The organism is Arsenicicoccus sp. UBA6765 (genome assembly GCF_002453335.1).
In the GTDB taxonomy this organism is placed as follows: Bacteria; Actinomycetota; Actinomycetes; order Actinomycetales; family Dermatophilaceae; genus Arsenicicoccus; species Arsenicicoccus bolidensis.
The window spans coordinates 1-18,724 of the sequence record NZ_DKGR01000015.1 but is presented as its reverse complement, the minus strand read 5'-3'; the positions used below and the strand labels follow the sequence as shown (position 1 = coordinate 18,724).

Below are 18,724 nucleotides of genomic sequence, written 5' to 3'. Positions count from 1 at the left end.
CCGATCTTCACCCGCGGCGGCGACGTCCGTCCGGTGCGGGTCGCGAGGTCGGCGGCCAGCGGCGAGGCCGGGTCCGCGAGGAACCACCCGACGGCGACCGCGCAGCCGAGCGCCGCCAGCAGCAGGACGACGGCCGCGACGCGGCGCACCACCCGCCCGCCGGTGACGGCCACGATCGACGCGGCGGCGGCCGCGAGCGCCAGCGCCCCCGCGAGGGGGACCAGCGACGATCCGGTCGCGGTGACGGTCCGGCTCCCGACCAGGGCGTCCACGGAGCTGCCGGTGGCCCAGGGCTGGGTCGCCAGCCCGAGCACGGTCCCGGCGCCCAGCAGGGCCGGGAGCACGACCACCCGGGCCGGGCTCACGGCGCCCGCAAGCCGGTCGCGGCGGCGACGGCCCGCAGGGCTGCCGCCGCCTTGTTGCGGGACTCCTGCAGCTCGAGCTCGGGCACCGAGTCCGCGACGATGCCGCCGCCGGCCTGCACGTGCGCGACCCCGTCGCGGATGAGGGCGGTGCGGATGGCGATCGCCATGTCGAGGTCCCCGTGGAAGTCGAGGTAGCCGACCACCCCCCCGTAGAGCCCGCGGCGGCTCGGCTCGAGCTCGTCGATGAGGCTGAGCGCGCGGGGCTTGGGTGCCCCTGACAGCGTGCCGGCGGGGAACGTGGCGGCCAGGACGTCATACGCGCTCCGCCCCTCCGAGAGGCGACCGACGACCGTGGACTCGATGTGCATGATATGGCTGTAGCGCCGGATCGTCATGAACTCGACGGTGTCGACCGTGCCGGCGTCGCAGACGCGCTGCAGGTCGTTGCGGGACAGGTCGACGAGCATCACGTGCTCGGAGCGTTCCTTGGGGTCGGCCAGCAGGTCCTTCTCGAGCTGCACGTCCTCCTCGGGGCCGGCGCCCCGCGGACGGGACCCGGCGATCGGGTGGGTGATGACGCGCCGCCCGGTCACCTTGACCAGGGCCTCCGGGCTGGACCCGACGATGTCATAGCTGCCGCCGTCGGGGTCGGGGCAGCGCAGGAGGTACATGTAGGGGCTGGGGTTGGAGGCGCGCAGGACGCGGTAGACGTCGAGGGCGTCGGCGGGGCACGGCACGCTGAACCGCTGCGACAGCACGACCTGGAAGACCTCGCCCGCGCGGATCGCCTCCTTGCCCTGCTCGACCATCGCGTGGAAGTCCTCAGGAGACATGTTGCTCGTCGCCCCCGGCGCAAGCGGCTCGACCACGGCGACCGTGCTCGGCGCCGGAGCAGCCAGCTCGCGCACCATCCGGTCGAGCCGCTCCACGGCGCCGGCGTGCGCCTCGTCCACCCGCTCGTCCGTGTCGTCCACGTTGATCGCGTTGGCCACGAGCAGGATCGAGCCGTCCGCGTGGTCCATCACGGCGAGGTCGGTGGCGAGCATCATGGCCAGCTCGGGCAGGTGCAGGACGTCCTCGGCGCCGTCGGGCACACGCTCCCACCGGCGGACCGCGTCATAGCCGACGAAGCCGACCATCCCGCCGGTGAGGGGCGGCAGGCCCGCGACGGGGTCGGTGCCGAGCACCTCCACGGTGTCGCGCAGGACCTCCACCGGGCTGCCCTCCGTGGGGATGCCCGCGGGCACGTCGCCGAGCCAGGTGGCCGCGCCCCCGCTCTCGGTCAGGGTGGCGAGGCTGGCCGCCCCCACGATCGAGTAGCGCGACCACACGCCGCCGTGCTCGGCCGACTCGAACAGGAAGGTGCCCGGCCGGTCCTGCGCGAGCTTGCGATAGACCGACAGCGGCGTCTCGGCGTCGGCGAGCAGGCGCCGCGCCACGGGGATCACCCGACGGCCGGCGGCCAGCTCGCGGAAGGTGTCGAGGGGCGGCCAGGTGACGCCGTAGCCCAGGTCGGGCACGGCCTCGGCGGTCCGGTCGCTCACGGTCGATTCCCTTCTGTCGCAGGCAGATCGGTGTAGAAGCAGGTGCGCTCGCCGGTGTGGCAGGCGGCGCCGACCTGGTCGACGCGCACCAGCAGGGCGTCTCCGTCGCAGTCGATCGCCACGCCCTTGACGAACTGGGCGTGACCGGAGGTGTCGCCCTTGCGCCAGTACTCCTGACGGCTGCGGCTCCAGAAGGTCACGCGCCCCTCGGCGAGCGTGCGACGCAGCGCCTCGTCGTCCATCCAGCCGATCATGAGCACGTCACCGGTGTCGTGCTGCTGCACCACCGCCGCGACCAGTCCGTGGTCGTCGCGCTTGAGGCGGCTCGCGATGCTCGGGTCCAGGGCGGGAGGCCGTATGGCGTCGTCGGGGGTCACCGGGTCATTGTGCCAAGGTCACCGGGGTGCCCGGTCACGCCGTCTCGTCACCGGCGAGCACGTGCCCACCTCCATCGGCGTGGGTGCCCGCCGCACGTTGCGCGAGCACGTGAAGTCGGTGCAGATGAGCGTCCCCACCGTGCTGCCGGCGCGTCCGGCCGGGCCGGCACGGCGCGCGACATACATGCTGACGTCGGCGGTCTCGGTGATGTCCTGGCACCAGGAGCACACCTTGCGGCGCCGGGGTGCCCCGGCGGCCTCGGCGGCCGGCCGCAGCATCACGGCGCCGGGCTCTCCTTGGTCGTCCTCCAGCACGACATAGGCGAGCAGCGGCCGCTTGGGGTCCCGCCACCCCAGGACGTCCTGCGCCGGCCAGTCGATCACGTCCAGATCAGGCATCGCGGCCTGGGCGGCCTCGCGGCGGGAGGCGTTGACGAAGGCGGATCGGATCTCGGGCTCGGTGAGGGCACGCACTCCGCGAGTCCACCACATCCCAGGGTGCCGGAGCCACCGGTTCGGGTGCCAGGATGGCCCCATGACCTCGCTCGCCACCGCCCAGCGCCAGGCCCTGTCCGACCTCTTCGACCGTGTCGGTCCGGACGCCCCCACCCTCAACGAGGGGTGGACGACCCGTGACCTCGCGGCCCACCTCGCGACCCGCGACCGTCGCCCCGACGCCGCGGCCGGGATCGTGGTCCCGGCCCTCGCGGGCCACACGGCCAAGGTCCAGCGGACGTATGCCGCCCGCCCCTGGCCCGAGCTGGTCGACCTCGTGCGCTTCGGCCCCCCGGCCTACGCGCCCGCACGGATCCCCGCCGTCGACGAGCGGATGAACCTGTCGGAGTTCTACATCCACCACGAGGACGTCCTGCGCGCGCAGCAGCCCGTGGCCCACGTCCCGATGACCCCGGAGCTCGAGGCGGCCCTGTGGCGGATGGTCTCGACGATGGGGAGGCTGTCCCTGCTGCGGTGCAAGGTCGGCGTCACGGCCGTCGCTCCGGGTCACGGCGAGCAGGTGCTGCGCAAGCCCACCGCGGCGGGGTCGGTCACGCTGACCGGGCGTCCCGGCGACCTCCTGCTCTACCTGACCGGGCGGACCTCGGCGGCCGACGTGACGGTCGAGGGTTCCCCGGAGGCCGACCGCGTCTTCCGCACGACCTCCCTCGGCCTCTGACCTGCCTCAGGTAGTCACGTCCGCCTGGCTTCGCACGCCAGGCGGATGTGTCGAGGTCGGGTCGATCCGGTCAGCGCACCTCGTGCCCGGCGGCGCGCAACGCGTCCTTGACCTGACCGATCGTCAGCTCGCCGTAGTGGAAGACGCTCGCCGCGAGCACCGCGTCCGCCCCGGCCTCGACCGCGGGCGCGAAGTGCTCGAGCGCGCCCGCGCCCCCCGACGCGATGAGCGGCACGGTGACCTCGCGCCGGACGAGGCGGATCAGCTCGAGGTCGAAGCCGTCCTTGGTGCCGTCGGCGTCCATGGAGTTGAGCAGGATCTCCCCCGCGCCGAGCCGCTCGGCCCGCGCGCACCACTCGACGGCGTCGATGCCCGTGCCGCGCTTGCCGCCGTGGGTCGTCACCTCGAAGCCCTCGACCGGCCGGCCCTGCTCGTCCCGGCGCCGCCGGACGTCCGCGGACAGCACCAGCACCTGGTTGCCGAACCGGTCGGCGATCTCGCTGATCACCTCGGGTCGGGCGATCGCGGCGGTGTTGACGCCCACCTTGTCGGCGCCGGCCCGCAGCAGCCGGTCGACGTCCTCGGGGGTGCGCACCCCCCCGCCGACGGTCAGCGGGATGAACACCTGCTCGGCGCAGTGCCGCACCATCTCGTATGTCGTCTCCCGGTTGCCCGAGCTCGCGGTCACGTCGAGGAAGGTCAGCTCGTCGGCGCCCTGCGCGTCATAGGTGCGCGCCAGCTCGACGGGATCGCCCGCGTCCCGGAGGTTCTCGAAGTTGACGCCCTTGACGACGCGTCCGGCGTCGACGTCCAGGCAAGGGATCACACGGGTGGCGACAGTCACCCGCAGATCCTAGCCACGCAGGCTCGACCGGTCCCCTCATGGCCTGATCGCCGGACGATGCGCCGGCGCCTAGGCTCGGCGCCATGCTCTCGTCCGCCACCTCCGCCAGCTCCGCCGCCGAGCTGGTCCGCATCGCCCGGCAGCGGCCCGCCCTGCCCTGCGGCACCCGGATCATCGCGATCGACGGGCCCAGCGGCTCCGGCAAGACGACCTTCGCGGGGGACGTCGAGGCGCACTTGACCGGGCTGAGGGGCGACGGCAACGACGAGGCCCGGCCGACCCCCGCCGAGGTACAGGTCCTGCACATGGACGACCTCTACCCCGGCTGGGACGGTCTGGCCGCCGCCGTGCCGTTGCTGTCCTCCCAGGTCGTCGAGCCGCTGGCCGAGGGCCGGGACGCGTCCTACCGGCGCTACGACTGGGAGCGCGGCGTCTATGCCGAGCGCCACGAGATCCCGTGCACCGCACGGTGGCTCGTCGTGGAGGGCGTGGGGTGCGGGGCGCGCGTCATACGGCCTCGGCTGTCCGCCCTGGCCTGGCTGGAGGCCGACCGCGAGACCCGCATGCGTCGCGGGCTCGAGCGCGACGGCGAGGCCTACCGTCCCCACTGGGAGCGCTGGTCCCGTCAGGAGGGCGCCCACTTCGCCCGCGAGGCGACCCGAGATCACGCCGACCTCGTCCTGGATACGGGACAATGAGCGCGTGGGCAACGAACCGAAGGACATGGTGGACGCGGTCACCCGCTCGATGAAGGACCGCACCGGGCGCACGGTCGAGCAGTGGGTGGCGCTGGTGCAGGCCGAGGGGCCGGACCCGCTGGACCAGAAGGCCGTCCGCGCCTGGCTGGGGGACGTGCACGGCCTGGCCCAGAACTCGCGGTGGACGGTGGGTTTCGCGGCGGCCGAGGCGGCCGGGTGGTCCATGCCCACCGCCGACGAGTTCACCGACGAGCTGTATGCCGGCAAGCGATCCCACCTGCGGCCCCTGCACGAGGCGGTCGTCGGGCTGGGCCGCGCGATGGGTGGGGACGCCGAGGTGCAGGGTCGCGCGACCTACATCCCCGTGGTGCGGACGACCCAGTTCCTCGCGGTGGCGCCCGGCCCGCGCAACACCCTCCGGGTCGGGCTGCGCTATCGCCAGGTCACGCCCGCCGACGACCGGCTCGAGCCGGCCAAGGGCTTCGCCCAGGCCACCCACTGGATCCACCTGCCGGCGGCCACGCCGATCGAGCAGGTCAGCACGCTGGAGCCGTTGGTGCTGGCCGCCTACGAGCAGAACTGACGTGGGCGCCACCCGTCACGTCCACTGGGGCGAGCGCGCCGCAGACCTGGGTCGCTCGTCCGCCCGGCTGTCCCGGCGCGGGGCGCTGCGCAGCGCCCGTCGCCTGCGCCAGCGGCTCTTCTTCATCGCCCAGTGCGCCCTCGCGGCGATGACCGCCTACTCCATCGCGCACTACGTCTTCGACGTGGGTGTGCCGCTGTTCGCGCCCGTCGCGGCGATCGTCGCGCTCGGGATGACCTACGGCCAGCGGCTGCGCCGGGCGCTGGAGATCACGGTGGGCGTCGCGGTGGGGGCGTTCATCGGGGAGTCCTTCGTGCACCTCTTCGGCATCGGGCCCTGGCAGATCCTGCTGATCGTCAGTGCCGGTATGACGATCGCCACCCTCCTCGGGGCGGGCACCCTCATGGCCAACCAGGCCGGCATCCAGGGCATGATCGTGGCCCTGCTGGCCGCCGCCCCCCAGGGCGCGTTCGGCCGCTGGTTCGAGGCGCTCGTCGGGGCGGTGGTCGCCCTGGTGTTCGCCTCCCTCGTGCCCAGCTCCTCCCTCGTCAAGCCGCGCAGCCAGGCGAGCAAGATCCTGGACGCGATCGGCGACCTGCTGCACGCGACCTCGTCCGCCCTGCGCGACGACGACCTCGAGGCCTGCGAGGAGGCCCTGACGGCCGCCCGCGCCACCGAGCGCGACCTGACGGCGCTGCGCGGCTTCTCCGCGGACAGCCTGGAGGTCATGCGGGTCACGCCCTTCCACCGGCGGCACCGACCCGCGGTGGAGGAGGTCGCCAACCTGATGGAGCCGATGGACCGGGCCATCCGCAACATGCGGGTGCTCATCCGCCGGGCCACCGTCGCGCTGCAGAACGCCGAGCACGTCCCGGACCGCTACACCGACGCCATCGACCGGCTCGCCGAGGTCGTCGACCACATCTCCGACGCCCTCAGCGCCGGCGAGCTGTCGGAGGACCTGGAGCCGGAGCTGCTCGAGATCGGGCGGCTGACGCGCGACCCCGACCCCGACGCGACCCTCTCGGCCGAGGTCATCCGCGCGCAGCTCCGCTCCATCGTGGTGGACCTGCTGCAGGTGCTGGGCCTGTCCTTCGACGCCGCCCAGCACGAGATCCGCCGCGTGCTGGAGACCGACCTGGGCAGGGACACTCCCCCGCCGACCACCGAGTAGCCGCTCAGCGCCGGTCGCGCTCGTCCCCGGCGAGCTCGCGGTAGTCCTCGTCGACGTACATGCCGGGGGCGTCCAGGACGATGTTGCTGCCGCCCGCGGTGTCGCGCAGGTGGCGCGGGGCCACCGCGTGCGCGAGGTGGTAGAGCCCGACGGTGACGATGGTGCCGAGCGCGATGCCCCCGAGGGTGAAGTCGTCCGTGAACCGCAGCGAGGTGTCCCCGATGCCGATGATGATGCCGGCGGCGACGGGGACCAGGTTGACGGGGTTGCCGAAGTCGACCCCGTTCTCCTTCCAGATCTTGGCGCCGAGCAGGCCGATCATGCCGTAGAGCACGACGCAGATGCCGCCGAGCACACCACCCGGGGTGGCCGAGATGATCGCCCCGAACTTCGGGGAGAAGCCGAACAGGATGGCCACGAGCGCGGCCACGACGTAGGCGGCGGTGGAGTAGACACGGGTGGCGGCCATGACGCCGATGTTCTCGGCATACGTGGTCGTGGGCCCGGCGCCCACCCCGGTGGCGAGGACCGAGCCCAGGCCGTCAGCCATGATCGCCTTGCCCATGTCCTTGTCGAGGGGGGTGCCGGTCATCTCGGCGACGGCCTTGACGTGGCCGGTGTTCTCGGCGATGAGGGCGATGACGACGGGCAGGGCGAGCAGGGCGTAGGCGAGCGAGAACTGCGGCAGGTGCCAGCCGACGGTGGTGCCGGACGTGGCGGGCGGGAAGCCGAACCACGGGGCCGCGCTGACCGCCGACCAGTCGAGGCGCAGGTGCTCCACGACACCGGTGGGGTTCTGCGCGGAGACGGCGCCCGGCTGGAAGCTCGTGATGGGTCCGGCCACGAGGTCGAGGACCCAGGACACGGCATACCCGATCACGAGGGCGAGGAAAATCGCGACCCGGGAGAGGAACCCGCGGACCCCGACGTTGAGCAGCACCACGACCAGCATGACCAGCAGCGCGACCCACTGGTCCTGCGGCCAGTAGGTGCGCGCGACCACCGGCGCGAGGTTGAACCCGATGAGCATGACGACCGCGCCGGTGACCACGGGGGGCAGCGTGCGGTGGATGGCGGTGGCGCCGGCGAGGTGGATGACGACACCCACGACGGCCAGGGCGACACCGCACCACAGCATCGCGCCGGACACGTGCGCCGGGGTCCCGCCCGCGGCGTAGATGGCGGTCGCGACCCCGACGAAGGACGCCGACGAGCCCAGGTAGCTCGGGACCCGGCCACGCACGATCGCCAGGAACAGCAGCGTCGCGACGCCGCTCATCATCACCGCGAGCTGGGGGTTGAGCCCCATGAGGATCGGGAAGACGAAGGTCGCGCCGAACATCGCGACGACGTGCTGGGCACCGAGCCCGATGGTCTTGCCCCAGCCGAGCCTCTCGTGCGGGGCCACCACGGCTCCCGGCTCCAGGACTCCCCCGTTGTGCAGCGTCCACAGCGCCATCAGGTCATGCTCCTCGCCGGCCGGAGCGTCCGGCCCGCGCCATCCTAGCGACCTGTGGTGCCGATCACGACGTCGCCACGACCGGTCAGGACCAGCCCCGAGTCCGTGGCCGGGGAGTAGCACGTGTCGCCCCGGCCGAGCACGACCTGGTCGCCCCCGCCGTCGGTCACCGTCACCTCGCCCTCGAGGCACAGCAGCAGCCGCGGAGCCCCGTCACCAGGCAGGTGCTGGGCCCCGGGACCAGCGTCGCTACCCCCGACCACGCAGCGCAGCAGGTCGAACTCCGGCGCCGGCGTCTCGAAGTGCGTGATCCCCGGCGCGACCTCGACCGCGCGGAGCGTCGGGACGATCACGGACGGGTCGAGCAGGCGCAGCAGCTCGTCCACGTCCACGTGCTTGGAGGTCAGCCCGGCCCGCACGACGTTGTCCGAGTTGGCGAGCAGCTCGACGCCCGTCCCCTGCAGGTAGCAGTGCAGGCCGCCGGCGGGCATGAACAGTCCCTCGCCGGGCTGGAGGACCACGTGCTGCAGCAGGAGCGAGGCGACCAGGCCGATGTCGCCGGGGTGCTGGCGCGCGATCCGCACCGCGGCGCGGAAGGCCGCGCGGTCCTCGTCCACGACGGCGGGGTCGTCCGCGAGCTCGCCGCAGCGCCACTCGACGTCGGCCAGCAGCTGGTCACGCTCGCGCATGGGCCAGTGGAGCAGGGTCGTGAGGGCCTGCGCCTGGGCCCCGCCCCCGCGCAGGGCCTCCACGACGGGGGCCAGCGCCGGGACCTGCAGGTGCTCGACGACCCGGGCCGCGTCCTCGGCGCTGCGGAACCCCGCGAGCGCCTCGAACTCGGTGAGCGCCAGCACCGCCTCCGGCTTGGGCCAGTCGTCTTTGTAGTTGCGGGCCGGATCGCGCAGCGGGATCGACGCCGCGTCCTCCCGGGCCCATCCCTCCTGCGCCTGGGTGCGGTCGGGGTGCACCTGGATCGACAGGGCCTTCTCGACGGCGAGGACCTTGAGCAGGAAGGGCAGGCGACCGTCGAACCGGCTCGCGCACCCGGCGCCGAGCTCCCCCTCGGGGTCCGTTGAGATGACCTTGTGGAGGGTGGTCAGGCCCTGCTCGCGCTCGAGCAGCGCGGGAGCGGCGGGGTGGGCCCCGATCCAGAGCTCCGCCTCGGGACCGGGCGACGGCGTCGGCCGACCCTGGAGGGTGGCGATGACGTAGCGGGAGCCCCAGTCGTAGGGCTGGACGACGGCTTCGAGACGATCCACCCGGCAACTCTAACGACGTGGGAGCCCCTGGACGGCGGATTGGGGAAGGTCAGGCGTCCCAGGTCCGGGCGACGTCGTCGCGGTCGCCGCGGTGGGACTCCACCAGGGCCGCCAGGCGACCTGCCTCCGCCTGCGACCCGAGGCCGTCGGCCCGCTGGATGGCCATGACGGCGACGGTCTCGGTGTCGTCGAGCACGAGGGACACCCAGGGGTCGCCGTGCCCGAACCGCACCGACTCGATGCTGGTCCAGGGCAGGTGGCGGGTGGTCATGAGGTTGCGGACGGTCAGCCCGGACTCGTCCGGCAGGGCCCGGATGGCGGCGTAACGGGCGAGCACGAACGCGATCGCCACGCCGCACGCCACCAGCATGAGCCGGTCCACGACGCCGAACCCCCGCGCCCCGCCCGGGACCAGCGCCGCCAGGATGCAGAAGAGCAGGAGGCTCAGGACCCCCGCGGTGAGCGCCATCGCTCGGCCCCGTCGGGGCTGGAAGGGGTCGTAGGGCGCCGGCCCCGGACGGTCGAGGCTGCTCATCCGGCGGTCACAGCCGGCAGGCGGCGATGTCGGTGACCAGGATGCCGCGCGCCCCGATGCGATAGAGCTCGTCCATCACGGCGTTGGTCTGCTTGCGGGGCACCATCGAGCGCACGGCGACCCAGGACCGGTCGTGCAGCGGCGACACGGTCGGGGACTCCAGCCCGGGCGTGACCGCCACCGCGCGCTCCACGAGCTCGCTCGGGCAGTCGTAGTCCATCAGGACGTACTGGCGGGCCACGAGCACGCCGTGGAGCCGGCGGCGCAGGGTCTCCAGGGCCGGGTCGGGTTCCCCCTGGGTGGCGCCCCCGGCGTCCGAACGGCTGATCAGCACGGCCTCGCTGCGCAGGATGGGGTCGCCGAAGACCTCGAGGCCGGCGTTGCGCAGGGTCGTGCCCGTCTCGACCACGTCCGCGATCAGGTCGGCCACGCCGAGGGTCACCGCGGTCTCGACGGCCCCGTCGAGGTGGACGACCTCGGCCGTGATGCCGTGGGTGTCCAGGTGGGACCGGACCAGGCCGGAGTATGACGTCGCCACGCGCCGCCCGTCGATGTCGGCGACGGATCCCATGGAGCCCGCCGGCGCGGCGAACCGGAAGGTCGACCGGGCGAAGCCCAGGGCCATGACCTCGCGGGCGGTGCTGCCGGAGTCCAGCAGCAGGTCCCGACCCGTGATGCCGAGGTCGACGGTGCCGGCCCCGACGTAGACGGCGACGTCGCGGGGACGCAGGTAGAAGAACTCGACGCCGTTGTCGGCGTCGGTGAGGACGAGCTCCTTGGTGTCACGACGCTGGGCGTAGCCCGCTTCCTTCATCATCGTCGTGGCGGGCTCGGACAGCGACCCCTTGTTGGGGACGGCGACTCGCAGCATGGGGTCTCCGGTCAGAGGTGGGCGTAGACGTCGTCCAGGCTGATGCCCCGGGCGACCATGAGGACCTGGAGGTGGTAGAGCAGCTGGCTGATCTCCTCGGCGGCCCGCTCGTCACCCTCGTGCTCGGCCGCCATCCACACCTCGGCGGCCTCCTCGACGATCTTCTTGCCGATGAAGTGCACGCCCTTGTCGAGCTCGGCCACCGTGCCGGAGCCTTCCGGCCGGGTCACGGCCTTGTCGGTGAGCTCGGCGAACAGCTGGTCGAAGGTCTTCACGCCCTACAGCCTACGGCTCCCCGTGACGGCCGTATGACGTCGTCCGCGACGCGGAACCGCGTCCATCCGGGCCCCGGCGGGGGCGCTCCCCTCCCGGACGGCCTGGCGCGCCAGCGCCGGGACACGACGCAGGCACTCGAGCGCTGCGCGACTGGTCGACGGCACCGTGACCCCTCTCCCCCGAGAAGTACTACTGGGCACACATAGTACGACAAATCGAACAGAGAGTAACTAGGTGCGGGTACTCAGTCTGACTAGTCAGTCCTCGTGGGCCGCCACGAGACGCCGCAGGTCGTCGACCGCCGCCGCCGCGTCCTCGGCGCCGTAGACCGCGGACCCGGCCACGAAGACGTCGGCCCCCGCCTCGGCGCACTGCTCGATGGTCGTGGCGGACACCCCGCCGTCGACCTGGATCCAGACCTCGCCGCCGTGGCGGCTCACCGCCTCACGGACCTGGCGGACCTTGGGCATCTGGTCCGCCATGAAGGACTGGCCGCCGAACCCGGGCTCGACGGTCATCACGAGGATCATGTCGAGCTCGGGCACCAGGTCGGCGTATGGCGCGAACGCGGTGCCGGGCTTGAGCGCCATACCGGCCCGGCCACCCGCGGCGCGCAGGGCCCGGGCGAGCGCCCGCGGGTCGCGGGCCGCCTCGACGTGGAAGGTCGCCGACCCGGCCCCGGCCTCGATGTAGCCCGGCGCCCAGCGGTCGGGGTCGTCGATCATCAGGTGGCAGTCGAGCGGGATCGGGCTCACCCGCGCGAGCGCCTCGACGACGGGCAGGCCCAGCGTCAGGTTGGGCACGAAGTGGCCGTCCATGACGTCCACGTGAGCCCAGTCGGCGTTGCCGATGCGCTCGAGCTCGTGCTGCAGGTTGGCGAAGTCCGAGGACAGGATGCTGGGCGAGATCTGCACGGGCACAGCCTAGGCGAGCCCACGACGCTCCCGGTCAGCGCTTGCGCAGCAGCGCGAGGAACATGCCGTCGGTCTCGTTGCGGTGCGGCCACAGCTGGGCGTGAGGGCCCTCCCCCGCGACCTCGAGCCCAGGCGCCACCTCCCGGAGGACGGCGTGGGCGTCCAGCACCTCCACGTCGTCCCGGCGGCCGGCGACGTCCTGCACCACGAACGTGGTCTCGTTGACGTGCGGGCTGCAGGTCGCGTAGGCGATCACCCCGCCGGGGCGGGTGGCCTCGATGGCGGACGCGAGCAGCTCGCGCTGCAGCTCGGTGAGGGCCGCGAGGTCCGCGGTGGTGCGGCGCCACCGCGCCTCGGGACGCCGGCGCAGCGCGCCCAGCCCGGTGCAGGGGGCGTCGACCAGCACCCGGTCGTAGCGACCCGGCTCGTCGACCCCGGTGTCCCGGCCGTCGCCCACGCGGACCTCCACGCCGGCGCCGGCGCCGATCGCGGCCCGCAGCCCCTGCCGGACGAGGTCGGCCCGGTGGGGGCTGACCTCGTTGGCGGTGAGGTAGGCGCGCCCGACGGACAGGGCGGCCAGCAGACCGGCCTTGCCGCCGGGGCCGGCGCACAGGTCCAGCCACTCCTCGGGGTAGTCGTCCGAGCTCTCGACGGGAACGGCCGCGAGCGCCAGCGCCAGGACCTGCGAGCCCTCGTCCTGCACGGCCGCGCGGCCGTCGCGGACGGGGGCCAGCGCGCCGGGGTCGCCGCTGCGAAGGACCGCGCCGACCGGCGACACCGGGGCGGGCTCGGCGCCGAGGCGGACCAGGTCGGCGACCTCGACCAGCCCGGGGCGGGCCACGAGCATGACGTCGGCGGGGTCGTTGTCGGCCTCCAGCAGGGAGACGAGCTCCTGGTCGACGGTCTCGGTCGTGGCGGCGCCGTGGGCGAGGAGGGCGGCGCGCAGGGCGCGGACGATCCACTCGGGGTGGGAGTGCTCCATGGCCAGCCGGTCCACGCCGGTCCCGGCGGGCAGCACCCGGTCCAGCCACTCCTGCCTGGACCGCTCGCTCACCCGGCGCAGGACCGCGTTGACGAAGCCCGCGGCCCCCGCGCCGTTGACCTGGCGCGCGAGCCCCACCGTCTCGGCGACGGCCGCGTGGGCGGGGACGCGCATGCCGAGGACCTGGTGCGCCCCGAGGCGCAGGGTGTCGAGCACAGGCGGGTCGATCTTGTCGACGGACCGGCCGGACGCATCGGCGATGACGGCGTCGTAGAGGCCCTGCCACCGCAGGGTGCCGTAGGTCAGCTCCGTGGCGAAGGCCGCGTCGCGACCCGCCATGCCGTGGCCGCGCAGGAGGCGGGGCAGCTCGAGGTTGGCGTAGCCGCCCTCGGCGACGCTGCGCAGCACGGTGTAGGCGGTGAGCCGCGCGGGGTCGCCACTGCGGGCGCGCTCGGAGGGTCGCTGGGCGCTCTTCTGCCGGGGACCGCGCCGGCCACCGGGGCGCGCGGGGCTCTCAGGACGGCCGGGGCGGCGCTCGTCGGGGGTGGTCACTGGCCCATCACGTCCTCGTCGTCGATCCGCACGCCGCGCGCCCAGTCGGCAGCGGCCATCTCTCGCTTGCCCTGCGGCCGCACGGTCGACAGCCGCACCGCCGTGGTGGCGGTGCCGACCACCACGTCCCGCTTGCCGGCCTCGACCTCGCCCGGCCCCAGGTCGGGACGGGAGTCGACCGTCACGGGGCCGAGGCCCAGGCGCTCGCCGCGGAAGGTCGTCCACGCCCCGGGTTCCGGGGTGCACCCCCGCACCTGTCGATCGATGGCGAATCCCGGTGCGGCCCAGTTGATCCGGGCGTCGTCGACGGTGAGCTTGGGGGCGTGGGACACCCCGCCGGGCCGCTGCGGCACGGCCTGGATCGCCTCGGCCTCGATCGCGTCGAGCGTCTCGACGAGCAGCCCGGAGCCGGCGACGGAGAGCCGCTCGAGCAGGTCCCCGGCCGTGTCGGTGGGTCGGACGGCCTCCGTCATCCGCCCGAGCACCGGGCCGGTGTCCAGCCCCTCCTCGAGCAGGAAGGTCGTCGCCCCGGTGATCTCGTCGCCCGCCATGACGGCGCGCTGCACGGGCGCTGCGCCCCGCCACGCCGGCAGCACCGAGAAGTGCAGGTTGACCCAGCCTCGTGGGGGGATGGCCAGGGCCGCCGGTGGGACGAGCCCGCCGTAGGCGACGACGGGGCAGCAGTCGGGGGCGATCTCGCGCAGGCGGTCGAGCGCCTCCGGGTCGCGCAGGCTCGTGGGCGTCAGCACCTCCAGCCCGGCCTCCTCGGCGCGCGTGCGCACCGGCGAGGGCACGAGCGTGCGGCCGCGGCCGGCGCGCGCGTCGGGGCGGGTGATGACGGCGACGACGTCGTGGGAGGACCCGAGCAGGGCCTCCAGGCTGGGCAGGGCGACGGCCGGGGTGCCGGCGAAGACGAGGCGCATGGGTGGCTCCTAGAGGCCGAAGGCCGAACCGGGCAGGTGGGGGTTGGCCTTGACGGTGGGTGCGGGGGCCCCGGACCACTGCGCCTCGCGGATCGCCCGCATGGCGAGCCGGCGCTGCTCGGGGTCGAGCCGGTCGATGAACAGCACCCCGTCCAGGTGGTCGGTCTCGTGCTGGACGCAGCGGGCCAGCAGCTCCGAGCCCTCCAGCCGGAGTGGCTCGCCGTGCATGTCCTGGCCGGTGGCGACGACCCGCAGCGCGCGACGCGTCGGGAAGGCGAGGCCCGGCAGCGACAGACAGCCCTCGTCCCCGTCCTGCATCTCCTCGGACAGGTCCAGGGACGGGTTGACCAGGTGCCCGAGGACGCCGTCGACGTAGTAGGTGAAGACGCGCAGCGAGACCCCCAGCTGGGGTGCCGCCAGGCCGGCGCCGGGCGCGTCGATCATGGTGTCCGTCAGGTCCTGGACGAGCCCGCGCAGCTCGGCGTCGAAGTCGGTCACGGGTGCGGCTGGGGTGCGAAGGACCGGGTCGCCGAACAGGCGGATGTCCATGACTGACACGTGCTGCGGTCCTTGTGGGGTGCGACGACGGCTGGCGGCCCCAGTCTACGCAGGTCGCAGCGGGGCCCCGCGGGCCACCAGGTCACGCCGGAGCTGCTCGGGCGTGGTGAACCGGACGGCGTCGAGCCCGCAGGCGGTCGCCGCCAGGACGTTGCGGGCGTTGTCGTCGGTGAAGCAGCACTCGGTCAGCGGGATCCCCATCCGCTGCTCAAGGATGCTGAAGATCGCCGGGTCGGGCTTGACCACACCCTCGGCGCCCGACACGACGATGTCGATGAAGCCCTGCAGGAAGGCGAAGCGCGGCCGGGCGTGCTGCTCGAACAGCTCGCTGGACCAGTTCGTGAGCCCGAAGAGCGGGACCTTGGCGTCGTACAGCTCGCGCAGGATCTGGACCGTGCCGTTGATCTGGTGGGTCAGCGACTTGTCGAAGTTGGCTGCGTACGAACGGATCTCGTCGGCGTATCCGGGGTGGTCCGCGATCGCCTGCTCCTCCGCCTCGGCGACGGGCACACCCCGGTCGAGCGTGAGGTTCCACTCGTGGAACCGGAAGTCGTCGGCCGCGAGGAAGGCACGGGCCCGCTCCTCCCCCACGCCGGCGGCGATGGCCGGCAGGGGGTCCCACGCGACGAGCACCTGCCCGAGGTCGAAGACCATCGCGCGTGTCTGCCTGCTCATCCCGTCTCGCCTTCACCTCGTGGTCGCCCGGACTGCCCCACCGTATGCCGCTAGACCACCCCGTCGCGCGGATCGACCACGACGTGCACGGTCTCGAGCTCCTTGCGGGCCGATCGGGTCGCGCGCATGGCCCGCAGGGCGTCGGCCAGCTCGAGGGCGTGCTCGTGGCTCGTGCGCAGGAGGATCCGCTGGCGTGGCGGGGCGTCGTCGGCCGTCACCCGTCGAGGACCTGCCGGTGGGGGCGGCGCCGGGAGCGGTCCGAGGCGCTCGACGGTGTCGGCGAGGCCCACGGCGGCCACCGCGTCGGCGAGGGCGTGCCGCTCCGCGTCGAGGCGGGCCATGACCACCGCGGGCGGCAGGGACAGCTCGCGGCGCTCGGCCAGCTCGCGGGCCGCCAGCCAGCCCGGGTCCCAGCGCACCAGCGCCTCGACGGGCGGGACGGACAGGTCGGTCGGGGCACCGCACAGGACCGCGACGGCGCCCGAGGACGCCGACCGGGCCAGGGCGGCGGCGCCGAGCCAGCGGCGGAGGGCCTCGAGGGAGGCGTCCAGGTCGGAGCGGTCGAGGCTGGCCCACGCGTCGAGCAGGAGGACCGCGGCATACCCCCCGTCGGCCACGGGCTCGGCCCCCGGGGTGGCGATGACCAGCGCCGGCCGGGACTCGACCCGGCCGACGACGTCGCCGGAGCCGGAGGTGATCACCGGCACCCCGGGGAAGGCGCGTCCGAGCTCCTCCGCGGTGCGTCGCGCCCCGACGACGGACGATCGCAGCCGGGTGCCCTCGCACTCGGGACACTCGTAGCGCGCCACGGTCTGGCCGCACCACCGGCACCGGGGCGGCGCGTCCCGCCCGCCGAGGCCCAGCGGCCCGTGGCACGCCGGGCAGCGGGCCGGTGCGCGACAGTCCTGGCAGGACAGGGACGGGGCGTAACCACGACGGGGCACCTGGACCAGCACCGGCCCGGAGTCGAGGGCCTTCTTGGCCGTCCGCCAGGCGAGCGACGGCAGGTGTGCGCTGGCGGCCGCTGCGTCACGCTCCTGCTCGTGCCCCTCACCGGCCAGCACCACGCGCGGGGCCGCGCGTCGCACCGTGGCGGGGTCGGCGGCGACGACCGGCATCGCGCCCGACTCGACCAGTCGCTGCACCTCGGCCGACCGACCGAAGCCGCCCGCGAGCGCCGCGGCCCCCTCGCGACGGGCCCGCGCCAGCAGCACCTCCCGCACGTGGGGGTAGGGGGCTCGGGGCTCGGCGAGCAGGTCGTCGCCGTCGTCCCACCACGCCACCAGGCCGAGGTCGTGGACGGGCGCGAACATGGCGGCGCGCGTGCCCACGACGCAGCGCACGTGCCCGCGCAGCACCTTGAGCCAGGCGGTGTAGCGCGCCTGGGGGCCCTGCGACGCGGTCAGGCGGACGTGCATCCCCTTGCCGAGCACCGCCGCCAGCGCCGCGTCCACGCGGTCGACGTCGCGGTGGTCGGGCACCACGACCAGCACCCCGCGACCGGACGACAGCGCGGTCGCCGCCGCGAGCGCCAGCAGCTGCGGCCAGTCGCGCTCCGCGTCCCCGCCGCAGGGCGTCGCCTGCCAGCACGCGTGCGGCGAGCGGCCCTCGGCGAGGTGCCGCAGGAAAGCCTCGCCCGCACGCAGCTCGCGCCACGGCCCGGGGTCGGGCAGCGGCGGCGGCTCGGCCGGCTCGCCGGAGAGGTTGCGCTCGGCGGTCGCGTGCCGAGGCGGGACGGCGAGGCGCAGGACGTCGGACACCGTCCCGGCACGGGCCCGCGCGACCTCGCGGCAGGTGTCCAGCACGGCCGGGGTCAGCACGGGCTCGGGGCTCACGACGCGTCGAAGCGGCGCGAGCCGACCCTGGTGCTCGGGCAGGCCCTTGCGGGCGATCACGAAGCCGTCGACGTCCTGGCCGGCGAACCGGACCCGGACCCGCGCGCCAGGCACGGCCGTCTCGGCCAGCTCGTCGGGCACGGTGTACTCGAAGGGACGGTCCAGGTGGGCGAGGGGCAGGTCGACCAGCACCTCGGCGACGGGATCGGCCGGACCGCCCGGGGCGACCGGCTCGGCCGCCGACGACACGGGCGACACGGGCGACGACGACGCTGCGCAGCCCGTCCGCGGCAGGGACCGGTCGCCGCGCACGCGGGCCCGGACGAGCGACAGCTGCTCCCCCGTGCTCGCCTCCGCGGTGCCCTGGGTCGGCGCCGGCTGCTCCTCGGTCATGGCCATGTTCTACCGCACGCCGCCGACATACCCGCACCTGGTCGTGTCCTGTCGCACACTGTCACGATGAAGCCCACGATCTGCGACCTGGAGCCCGCCCACCTCGCCGACGCCCGGCGGCTCCTGAGCCAGGCGTTCGCCGCCGACCCCTACCTGGTGGCGGCTCTGCCGGACCCCCGGCGCCGGGCGCGCGCCCTGCCGATGCTCTTCGGCGCCGTCCTCGACAACGCACGGCAGCACGGATCGGTCCGCGTGGCGCTCGACCCCGGCACCCACGAGCTGGCCGGCGTCGCCGCCTGGGCCTGGTGGCCGCACGTCGGGCTGGGCCTGCTCACCTCGGTGCGGCACGGCCTGGCCACCCTCCCCCTCGTCGTCGGGGTGCGGGACACCGCGCGTCTGGACCGGCTCAACCGCACCCACGAGGCCGCGCACCGCCGCCTCGCGCCCGCAAAGCACCGCTATCTCCACGCTATCGGCGTGGCCCCTGGCCACCAGGGGGCTGGGGTGGGGTCGGCCCTGCTCCTCGACGGTCTCGCCGACGCGGACGCCGCCGGCGTCGCGACCTATCTCGAGACGCACCGCGCCGAACGTGCGGCTCTACGAGCGGTACGGCTACGAGCTCGTGCAGGAGCTGCGGCCGGGCGACCTGCACGCGCGGTGCATGCTCCGCCCGGCCAGGCAGCCCTAGCCTGCCGTGGGCAGCCTCACGCGGCCCTAGGGCGTGTCTCCCAAT

At 74.1% G+C, this 18,724-nt stretch carries 21 protein-coding genes; 5 read left to right on the top strand and 16 right to left on the bottom strand.

The genetic code is table 11. From position 1 onward, the window contains the following. The 4 genes from B4K29_RS02895 to B4K29_RS02880 all read right to left on the bottom strand — a co-directional run. The coding region (locus B4K29_RS02895; protein ID WP_286966345.1) for a Trp biosynthesis-associated membrane protein at positions 1 to 365 on the bottom strand (365 nt) is incomplete at its 3' end. Continuing rightward, on the bottom strand, positions 362 to 1,909 hold the full coding sequence (locus B4K29_RS02890) for an anthranilate synthase component I (RefSeq protein WP_019286091.1): 1,548 nt from the start codon (positions 1,907 to 1,909) through the stop codon (positions 362 to 364). The genes B4K29_RS02890 and B4K29_RS02895, both read right to left, overlap by 4 nt. Continuing rightward, positions 1,906 to 2,286: a phosphoribosyl-AMP cyclohydrolase gene (hisI, locus tag B4K29_RS02885; RefSeq protein ID WP_029210462.1), complete on the bottom strand. Its 381-nt coding sequence runs from the start codon at positions 2,284 to 2,286 to the stop codon at positions 1,906 to 1,908. The genes B4K29_RS02890 and hisI overlap by 4 nt, the downstream gene beginning before the upstream one ends. 18 nt (positions 2,287 to 2,304) lie before the next feature. Continuing rightward, positions 2,305 to 2,760 carry an FBP domain-containing protein gene (locus tag B4K29_RS02880; RefSeq protein WP_239263485.1) on the bottom strand — a complete coding sequence of 152 codons (456 nt, stop codon included), beginning with the start codon at positions 2,758 to 2,760 and terminating at the stop codon, positions 2,305 to 2,307. Between the two features lie 61 nt (positions 2,761 to 2,821). Between B4K29_RS02880 and B4K29_RS02875 the strand changes: the two genes are divergently transcribed. After that, positions 2,822 to 3,460, top strand: a complete 639-nt coding sequence (locus B4K29_RS02875) for a TIGR03085 family metal-binding protein (protein WP_286966343.1) — start codon at positions 2,822 to 2,824, stop codon at positions 3,458 to 3,460. A gap of 70 nt (positions 3,461 to 3,530) precedes the next feature. Here B4K29_RS02875 and hisF read toward each other — a convergent pair whose 3' ends face one another. After that, on the bottom strand, positions 3,531 to 4,304 hold the full coding sequence (gene hisF / locus B4K29_RS02870; RefSeq protein WP_239263482.1) for an imidazole glycerol phosphate synthase subunit HisF: 774 nt from the start codon (positions 4,302 to 4,304) through the stop codon (positions 3,531 to 3,533). An 83-nt stretch (positions 4,305 to 4,387) separates the two neighbouring features. Between hisF and B4K29_RS02865 the strand changes: the two genes are divergently transcribed. Genes B4K29_RS02865 through B4K29_RS02855 form a run of 3 tightly spaced genes read left to right on the top strand, consistent with a single transcriptional unit; the run spans position 4,388 to position 6,759 of the window. Beyond that, positions 4,388 to 5,002, top strand: coding sequence for a hypothetical protein (locus B4K29_RS02865; RefSeq protein WP_286966341.1), 615 nt, complete (start codon positions 4,388 to 4,390; stop codon positions 5,000 to 5,002). A gap of 4 nt (positions 5,003 to 5,006) precedes the next feature. Beyond that, a complete protein-coding gene (locus B4K29_RS02860; RefSeq protein ID WP_286966340.1) occupies positions 5,007 to 5,585 on the top strand; it encodes a DUF5655 domain-containing protein in 579 nt (192 codons plus the stop codon). Position 5,586: 1 nt separating this feature from the next. Next, positions 5,587 to 6,759 carry an FUSC family protein gene (locus B4K29_RS02855; RefSeq protein WP_029210456.1) on the top strand — a complete coding sequence of 391 codons (1,173 nt, stop codon included), beginning with the start codon at positions 5,587 to 5,589 and terminating at the stop codon, positions 6,757 to 6,759. A gap of 4 nt (positions 6,760 to 6,763) precedes the next feature. Here B4K29_RS02855 and B4K29_RS02850 read toward each other — a convergent pair whose 3' ends face one another. The 11 genes from B4K29_RS02850 to B4K29_RS02800 all read right to left on the bottom strand — a co-directional run bounded on the left by B4K29_RS02850 (position 6,764) and on the right by B4K29_RS02800 (position 17,991). Then, the gene (locus B4K29_RS02850) at positions 6,764 to 8,218 is read right to left on the bottom strand and encodes a uracil-xanthine permease family protein (protein WP_019286099.1); all 1,455 of its coding nucleotides are present in this window, start codon (positions 8,216 to 8,218) and stop codon (positions 6,764 to 6,766) included. A gap of 44 nt (positions 8,219 to 8,262) precedes the next feature. Further along, positions 8,263 to 9,477 (bottom strand): mannose-6-phosphate isomerase, class I, encoded by a 1,215-nt coding sequence (manA, locus tag B4K29_RS02845; RefSeq protein ID WP_029210455.1) that lies wholly within the window; start codon positions 9,475 to 9,477, stop codon positions 8,263 to 8,265. A gap of 49 nt (positions 9,478 to 9,526) precedes the next feature. Further along, on the bottom strand, positions 9,527 to 10,012 hold the full coding sequence (locus tag B4K29_RS02840) for a PH domain-containing protein (RefSeq protein ID WP_029210454.1): 486 nt from the start codon (positions 10,010 to 10,012) through the stop codon (positions 9,527 to 9,529). A gap of 7 nt (positions 10,013 to 10,019) precedes the next feature. Next, complete coding sequence (hisG, locus tag B4K29_RS02835) at positions 10,020 to 10,883, bottom strand: ATP phosphoribosyltransferase (RefSeq protein ID WP_019286102.1); 864 nt, start codon at positions 10,881 to 10,883, stop codon at positions 10,020 to 10,022. A gap of 11 nt (positions 10,884 to 10,894) precedes the next feature. Continuing rightward, complete coding sequence (locus B4K29_RS02830) at positions 10,895 to 11,158, bottom strand: phosphoribosyl-ATP diphosphatase (protein ID WP_019286103.1); 264 nt, start codon at positions 11,156 to 11,158, stop codon at positions 10,895 to 10,897. A 258-nt stretch (positions 11,159 to 11,416) separates the two neighbouring features. Beyond that, complete coding sequence (gene rpe / locus B4K29_RS02825) at positions 11,417 to 12,073, bottom strand: ribulose-phosphate 3-epimerase (protein WP_029210453.1); 657 nt, start codon at positions 12,071 to 12,073, stop codon at positions 11,417 to 11,419. Between the two features lie 34 nt (positions 12,074 to 12,107). Beyond that, positions 12,108 to 13,607: an RsmB/NOP family class I SAM-dependent RNA methyltransferase gene (locus B4K29_RS02820; protein ID WP_286966339.1), complete on the bottom strand. Its 1,500-nt coding sequence runs from the start codon at positions 13,605 to 13,607 to the stop codon at positions 12,108 to 12,110. Beyond that, a complete protein-coding gene (gene fmt, locus B4K29_RS02815) occupies positions 13,604 to 14,530 on the bottom strand; it encodes a methionyl-tRNA formyltransferase (protein WP_029210452.1) in 927 nt (308 codons plus the stop codon). The genes B4K29_RS02820 and fmt overlap by 4 nt, the downstream gene beginning before the upstream one ends. Before the next feature lie 9 nt (positions 14,531 to 14,539). Continuing rightward, positions 14,540 to 15,088: a peptide deformylase gene (def, locus tag B4K29_RS02810; RefSeq protein ID WP_029210451.1), complete on the bottom strand. Its 549-nt coding sequence runs from the start codon at positions 15,086 to 15,088 to the stop codon at positions 14,540 to 14,542. A 45-nt stretch (positions 15,089 to 15,133) separates the two neighbouring features. Next, positions 15,134 to 15,763 carry an HAD-IA family hydrolase gene (locus B4K29_RS02805; protein WP_029210450.1) on the bottom strand — a complete coding sequence of 210 codons (630 nt, stop codon included), beginning with the start codon at positions 15,761 to 15,763 and terminating at the stop codon, positions 15,134 to 15,136. 50 nt (positions 15,764 to 15,813) lie between these two features. After that, a complete protein-coding gene (locus tag B4K29_RS02800) occupies positions 15,814 to 17,991 on the bottom strand; it encodes a primosomal protein N' (protein WP_286955198.1) in 2,178 nt (725 codons plus the stop codon). 66 nt (positions 17,992 to 18,057) lie between these two features. Between B4K29_RS02800 and B4K29_RS02795 the strand changes: the two genes are divergently transcribed. Further along, positions 18,058 to 18,724 (top strand): GNAT family N-acetyltransferase (locus B4K29_RS02795; protein ID WP_286966337.1); only part of this gene is annotated, 667 nt, incomplete at its 3' end.